The following is a 1,405-nucleotide window of genomic DNA, read 5'->3' as shown; positions in this document are numbered from 1 at the left end:
GACAGAGCCCCGCGGGGTGGTGGGCTTTGAGGTGATCCTCGGTGCCTACACGTCGCTGCTCTCGATGGCGGCGACGGGGTCAGTATCGCTGGTGTCGTAGAGCTTGGCCATGGACCCTTCGGACAGGTAGCGGCGGTCGGCGGCGATCCATTCGTCGTGCATGTCGATGAGGACCGCGCCGACGAGCCTGATGACGGCGGCGGGGTTGGGGAAGATGCCCACGACGCGGCTGCGGCGCTTGATCTCCTTGTTGACCCGCTCGAGGGGGTTGGTCGACCAGATCTTGCGCCAGTGCTCACGGGGGAAGCCGCTGAAGGCGAGGACCTCGGCCTTGGCGTCGTCCATGTAGGGACCGATCTTGGGCCACCTCGCGGCGAGCTCGTCACGGGTGCGGTCCCAGGCCGCGTCGATGTCGGCGGGCTTGGCCTGGGCGAAGATCATCCGGAACGCAGCAGCGACGTAGTCGGCCTGTCCCTTGGGGACGTGGGCGAGGAGGTTGCGGGCGAAGTGGACCCGGCAGCGTTGGTGCGCCACGCCCTGGAACGCCCTCGACAGAGCGGCCACGAGGCCGGAGTGCTGGTCGGAGATGACCAGCCGGACCCCGCCCAGGCCACGCTGCTTCAGCGACAGCAGGAAGCTGCGCCAGAAGGTCTCGTCCTCGCTGTCGCCGACGTCCAGGCCGAGGATCTCCCTGTCCCCACGGGCCGTGACGCCGGTCGCGACGACCACGGCCATGGAGACGACCTGGCCGCCCTTGCCGGGCTTGTTGCGGACGTGGAGGTAGGTCGCGTCGAGGTAGACGTAGGGGAACTCGACGTGGTCCAGGGTGCGGGTGCGGAACGCGCCGATGGTCTCGTCCAGGTTGGCGCAGATCCTTGAGACCTCGGACTTCGAGACACCGCTGCCGCCCATCGCTTCGACCAGGTCGTCGACGCTGCGGGTGGAGATGCCGTGGACGTAGGCCTCCATCACGACCGCGTACAGCGCCTGGTCGATGCGGCGGCGGGGCTCGAGGATGATCGGGAAGAACGAGCCCTTGCGCAGCTTCGGGATCCGCAGCTCGACGTCGCCGGCCTTGGTGGTCAGCATCCTCGGCCGGTGGCCGTTGCGTTCGGTGACGCGGTCCTCGGTGCGCTCATAGGGCGCGGCGCCGATGCGTTCGGTGGCTTCGAGCTCGATCAGCTCCTGGAGCGCGATCCGGACCGAATCACGGATCAGATCGACGCCGTCGCCGGTGCGGAACGCCTCGAGCAGTTCGGACAGGGCAGACTGGGGCAAGGCCATCGGATGGGGCTCCTCTTCAGTGCGTGCTTGGCCGTACACACCGAAGATCCCGCCGATGGCCGCCTACGTCAGGCAGCCCCGCCGTGGTCCCTCAAACCCCACCACACCCTGGGACTCTTAC

At 68.2% G+C, this 1,405-nt stretch carries 1 protein-coding gene; it reads right to left on the bottom strand.

Annotation, left to right across the window (positions count from 1 at the left end):
• Positions 1-45: 45 nt before the first annotated feature.
• A complete protein-coding gene (locus RB608_RS28200) occupies positions 46-1,284 on the bottom strand; it encodes an IS256 family transposase (protein WP_308091425.1) in 1,239 nt (412 codons plus the stop codon).
• Positions 1,285-1,405 lie beyond the last annotated feature (121 nt).

This window comes from Nocardioides sp. LHD-245, from assembly GCF_030929495.1.
In the GTDB taxonomy this organism is placed as follows: Bacteria; Actinomycetota; Actinomycetes; order Propionibacteriales; family Nocardioidaceae; genus Nocardioides.
The sequence above is the reverse complement of the archived record's forward strand: the minus strand, read 5'-3'. Positions and strand labels throughout refer to the sequence as shown.